We start from the raw sequence: 4546 nt of genomic DNA, 5'->3' as shown, positions 1-4546 counted from the left end.
ACAGAAAGGAAAACTCCTGCCTGCCCATAAGGATCAGATGGTGGCGTTCATGGCCTCGCTGGACACCGAAAAAGGCGTGGTCTGCTTTGGTGAAGGTGAACAAAAAACGACACTGGACCAGCGTACCTATCTGCTGAAGTTTCTCTCCGGTTTGCCACAACAGGTGGATTTCAACGAACACAGCAAGGATGACCAGAGCGAGCCGCCGGCATCCTCGGATGAACTGGCCCGCAAGGCACTGGCTTACCAGGAGCAGGCGCGGAAGGAAGGCCGCATGGTCAGCATTACCGAGGCGGTTAACACCATCCGGCAACAGGGAAGCGACGCATGAGTATCAGAAACGACGGACTGATCAAAACCTTTGTCGCAGATGGCGTTCTGCAAGGTCGTCGGCTGGTGACCTTCGGCACCGGCCGCATGACCATGCGACAGGCCAATGCAGCCACCGATGCCCTGATCGGTGTCACCACACAGATTGGCAGTGAAAACCATGGACGGGTGGATGTCATCGTTTCAGGTATCACCGAGGTGAGTGCCGGGGCATCGTTCACCAAGGGTACGGTGCTGACCAGCAACTCGGAAGGCAAGGTCGTGGCGGCTACGGATCCCACCCATCGCATCATCGGCATCGCCCTTGAGGATGTGGAAACCGATGACTATGCCGCCGTGCTGCTGGCCCAGGGCTGATGGTTTAAAAAACGACTTCTGACGGTTAAACGGAGAGAACCATGGCTAACGCCCCTTTTGTGACCAACCCGGTGCTGACGGCAATCGCCATCGCCTATACCAACAATGAGTTCATTGCGGATCGGGTATTGCCCCGCACCACGGTACCGGCCCGGGAGTTCAAGTGGACCAGGTACAACAAGGAAGACCGCTTCACCATTCCTGAAACACTGGTGGGTCGTAAAGGCGTCCCTAACGTGGTCGAGTTCGGCGGCACAGAAGACTCCGCCTTCGTGCTGGACTACGGCCTGGAAGATCATATCCCGCAACAGGATCTGGATAACGCCGCCAACATGCAGGCGAACTTTGATCCTCGCGGCAATGCCGTGGAGCTGTTAAGTGAGGTCATTGCGCTGGGACGTGAGCAGCGGGTCGCCTCCCTGGTACAGGACAAGGGCAACTATACCCACAAGGAAACGCTGTCCGGCACTGACCAGTGGAGCCATGCCGACAGCAAGCCCATCATCCAGCTGGTTGATGCACTGGAGACACCGATCAAGCGCCCGAACCTGATGGTCATCAGTCGCAAGGCATCCGTCCAGCTGCGTCGTAACCCGAGCGTCGTGAAAGCCTTTCACGGCACCTTGGCTGACGATGGTCTGGTACCCATGGCGTTCGTCAAAGACCTGCTGGAACTGGATGAGATTCTGGTCGGTGCGGCCTATTACAACAGTCAGCGACCCGGCCATGACATGCAGCTGGAACGGGTCTGGGGCAATCACTGCTCGCTGATCTACCGTAATCCCAACGCCCAGCCCAGCAAAGGCGTCACCTTTGGCTTTACTGCCGAGCATGGCGGCCGTGTGGCCGGAACCCGTCCCGATGGCAATATTGGTCTGCGCGGCGGTGAGGCCATTCGGGTCGGGGAATCGCTCAATGAGCTGATTGTCTGCCCGGATGTTGCCTACTTCATCGAAAACATTATCGCCTGAAGGAGCGCTGAATGAGCCAGTACAAAACACTGAATCCGGTCAGGCACAATGGCACGCTCTATCCGGCAGAGGCCAATATCAAACTCACAGAAGCTGAGGCTGAAACGCTGCTTCTGTTGGGTGCTGTTGTTCCTGCCAGTGACAGCAGAAAAACCACCCGGCCCAAAACACCGGAGCAGTCTGACTGATGTACTGCACCCTGCAGGGCCTGATCGACCGGTTCGGGGAAACGGAGCTGTTAAAGCTCACCGACATAAACCGCACCGGTTTGATCGATACCGTTCGGGTGGAACGTACGCTGGACGACGCTGGTCAGGAGATCAACACCTATCTGGCGGCACGGTATGACACACCGATTGATCCAGCGCAGGATATTCTGGCCCGTCTCTGTGCGGATATTGCCCGTTACCGGCTTTATGAAAACCGGGTCACCGAAGATGTCCGCAACCGTTACAAAGATGCAGTGGCGATGCTGCGGGATCTGGCCTCTGGCAAGGCAACGTTGCCGAGTGCCACAGACGAGCCCGCAGCACCGGTTGCCGGTATGGATGTCACCGTCACCCGCAGCCGGACAGATCGTGTGTTTACCATGAGTACCTTTGAAAGTACCGCACCGCTACCGGTCGCCAACAGTGAAGCCACATCGACAGGACTCACATCACCCCGACTCGAAGGCAGTGACCTGGTGTTTACCGATCAGAACGGCGGGCAGGTCCGCGTCGATCTGTCGACACTGGACAGCTATCTCAGTCATGCGGATTACGACGGCAACAGCCTGACACTCACCATGTCTGACGGACAGATCTACTCCATCGGCATGGTCCACTCCCACGACCAGTACATTGATGAAGCACCGGCAGACGGTAAGCAGTACACCCGGGAAAACGGTGCATGGACGGAAGTGGAACTCCGTGCCGATGAGGAAATCACCATTAACGGCGGCTATTTCTAGGGACAGACCATGGCAAACATTATCCGAATCAAGCGCAGCCAGGTAACCGGCACCCCGGCATCATTGGCAGAAGGTGAGCTGGCTTACTCGGAGGTCAGCGGTCATCTGTTTATTGGCGGTAGTGGCGATACCATACTGATCATCGGCGGTTTGACCGACCATAACAAGCTGACCGGCATCGAGGCTAACGCCAACAACTACAGCCTGCCCATTTCGAGCCCCACAGTTCTCGGCGGCATCAAGATAGGCTCAGGGCTGAATATCGACGGCGATGGTGTGGTGTCACTTTCCTCCGGCAGCAGTATTACGTCAGGCGAGGTGGATACCAGGATCGCAACCGCCATCAACAACCTGGTGGCCGGTGCACCGGCGGCACTGGATACCCTCAACGAGCTGGCCACCGCACTGAACGACAATGACTCAGAGATTGCTGCACTGACCACAGGCCTTGGGGATAAAATGGCCAAGGCAGCGAACCTCTCTGATATGGCCGATGTACCCGCCGCCCGCACCAATCTCGGCCTTGGCTCCATGGCCCAGCAAAATGCCAATGCCGTGGCCATCACCGGCGGCACCATCGACAATGTCACCCTGGACGGGGGCAGCTTTTAGATGGCCGGTATCCAGATCCGCCGTAACAATACCCCCGGCACTGTTCCTGCGACCCTGCAGGAAGGCGAGCTGGCCATCAATACCGCTGATGGAAAACTGTATGCCAGGGTCGGCGGACAGGTCGCCATCATTGCGGATGTGTCGTTTATCCATGACGCTCCCGCAGATGGCCGCGCCTACGCCCGTGTTGACGGAGGCTGGTTTGATATCTCTACCCACTTGTCCGGTTTCCTGCCGGAGCCCACCACACTTACCATCACCAGCGCCAATGATGGCACCTACTCAGGCTATGCAAAAAACTACTTTGCCCGTCACGCCAACAGCATCCTGAGCAAGAACATCGGCAGCCTGGCCACTAACGAGCAACGCTGGCGTAATACGGAGATCCTCTCCATCGGTAACAACTTCAATGACTTCACCACCTCATACCGCAACGTCTCGGTGATCATACAGGGGGAACAGGAGCAGTCCTTTCTGTCAGAAGTGGATATCAGCAACGGCAGCTACGTGTTCAAAACCGAGAATGTCAGCCACTTTTTCTACGACAGCAGCAAAAGCATCACTGTGTGGATCTGGCAATCTCTGGCCAAGGTATTCCCGACCAACAATGCCTCTTACACTGTGACTTTGAGGCCCTGACATGCTCTCACTCAAGGACGCCACACAGCAGATACAGAGCCTGATGGATACCGTCATGCGGTATCAACGCAGGCGCTCCCTGTTTACCCGTCTGGGCCGGGTGATGAAAACCGACACCGGCATGAACTTCAGGCGTCAGCAGTCGCCGGATGGTGAACCTTGGGAGCCACTAAAGTTTCGCCAGGGCCGCATCCTGAGCGATACCGGAAGACTGCGAAACAGTATCCATTTTGAAGCCAATGATGATCAGGTGGTCATCGGCACCAATGTGAAATACGCCCCGGTGCATCAGTTCGGCGCGGTGATCAAACCGGTGAAAAAGCAAGTACTGGCCTTTCCTGATGGGCGTGGCGGGACAGCCTTTGCTCGTCAGGTCACGATTCCGGCCCGTCCCTTTATCGGTATTGAAGAACGACAGATTAACCTGATTCACGATGCCATGACCCAATGGCTGCGGGATATCACAAGGGGGCGGCGCAATGCTTAACGATGCGCTGGCGGCTATCACTCACTGGTTTGCCGAACAGCTGTCGGCACTCGTCAGTGATGTGGACAGCCACCCGGGCCGCTTTACCGAGGCCGAGCTGGAACGGATGCTGCTTTCTAACAAAGCGGTCAGGATAGCCATCGAGACCGCACCGGGACTGACCATCACCGGGCAGGGCATCCACCAGGCCCGGTTGCT

The 4546-nt window shown here is 57.0% G+C and carries 9 protein-coding genes; all 9 read left to right on the top strand.

Translation table 11 applies throughout. The features are described 5' to 3' along the window. Positions 1-331, top strand: a 331-nt coding sequence (locus ABD892_RS03245; protein ID WP_345193794.1) for a hypothetical protein, incomplete at its 5' end; no start/stop codon positions are given. Next, on the top strand, positions 328-687 hold the full coding sequence (locus ABD892_RS03240) for a capsid cement protein (RefSeq protein ID WP_345193792.1): 360 nt from the start codon (positions 328-330) through the stop codon (positions 685-687). The genes ABD892_RS03245 and ABD892_RS03240, both read left to right, overlap by 4 nt. Positions 688-728: 41 nt before the next feature. Beyond that, positions 729-1658 carry a hypothetical protein gene (locus ABD892_RS03235; protein ID WP_345193789.1) on the top strand — a complete coding sequence of 310 codons (930 nt, stop codon included), beginning with the start codon at positions 729-731 and terminating at the stop codon, positions 1656-1658. Between the two features lie 11 nt (positions 1659-1669). Then, positions 1670-1846, top strand: a complete 177-nt coding sequence (locus ABD892_RS03230; protein WP_345193787.1) for a hypothetical protein — start codon at positions 1670-1672, stop codon at positions 1844-1846. Continuing rightward, positions 1846-2610 carry a gp436 family protein gene (locus ABD892_RS03225; protein ID WP_345193785.1) on the top strand — a complete coding sequence of 255 codons (765 nt, stop codon included), beginning with the start codon at positions 1846-1848 and terminating at the stop codon, positions 2608-2610. Before ABD892_RS03230 ends, ABD892_RS03225 begins: the two co-directional genes overlap by 1 nt. Positions 2611-2619: 9 nt before the next feature. Beyond that, complete coding sequence (locus ABD892_RS03220; RefSeq protein WP_345193783.1) at positions 2620-3222, top strand: hypothetical protein; 603 nt, start codon at positions 2620-2622, stop codon at positions 3220-3222. Next, complete coding sequence (locus tag ABD892_RS03215; RefSeq protein WP_345193781.1) at positions 3223-3861, top strand: hypothetical protein; 639 nt, start codon at positions 3223-3225, stop codon at positions 3859-3861. A gap of 1 nt (position 3862) precedes the next feature. Continuing rightward, positions 3863-4348, top strand: coding sequence for a phage virion morphogenesis protein (locus ABD892_RS03210; RefSeq protein ID WP_345193779.1), 486 nt, complete (start codon positions 3863-3865; stop codon positions 4346-4348). Then, positions 4341-4546 (top strand): hypothetical protein (locus tag ABD892_RS03205; RefSeq protein ID WP_345193777.1); only part of this gene is annotated, 206 nt, incomplete at its 3' end. The genes ABD892_RS03210 and ABD892_RS03205, both read left to right, overlap by 8 nt.

Source organism: Kistimonas scapharcae (assembly GCF_039540975.1).
In the GTDB taxonomy this organism is placed as follows: domain Bacteria; phylum Pseudomonadota; class Gammaproteobacteria; order Pseudomonadales; family Endozoicomonadaceae; genus Kistimonas; species Kistimonas scapharcae.
Note: the sequence above shows the minus strand (reverse complement) of the source record. Positions and strands in the feature narration are given on the sequence as shown.

Coding starts and splice junctions, on each gene's coding strand:
- ABD892_RS03235 (WP_345193789.1), top strand. CDS start 729: ATGGCTAACGCCCCTTTTGTGACCAACCCGGTGCTGACGGCAATCGCC.
- ABD892_RS03210 (WP_345193779.1), top strand. CDS start 3,863: ATGCTCTCACTCAAGGACGCCACACAGCAGATACAGAGCCTGATGGAT.
- ABD892_RS03215 (WP_345193781.1), top strand. CDS start 3,223: ATGGCCGGTATCCAGATCCGCCGTAACAATACCCCCGGCACTGTTCCT.
- ABD892_RS03230 (WP_345193787.1), top strand. CDS start 1,670: ATGAGCCAGTACAAAACACTGAATCCGGTCAGGCACAATGGCACGCTC.
- ABD892_RS03240 (WP_345193792.1), top strand. CDS start 328: ATGAGTATCAGAAACGACGGACTGATCAAAACCTTTGTCGCAGATGGC.
- ABD892_RS03225 (WP_345193785.1), top strand. CDS start 1,846: ATGTACTGCACCCTGCAGGGCCTGATCGACCGGTTCGGGGAAACGGAG.
- ABD892_RS03220 (WP_345193783.1), top strand. CDS start 2,620: ATGGCAAACATTATCCGAATCAAGCGCAGCCAGGTAACCGGCACCCCG.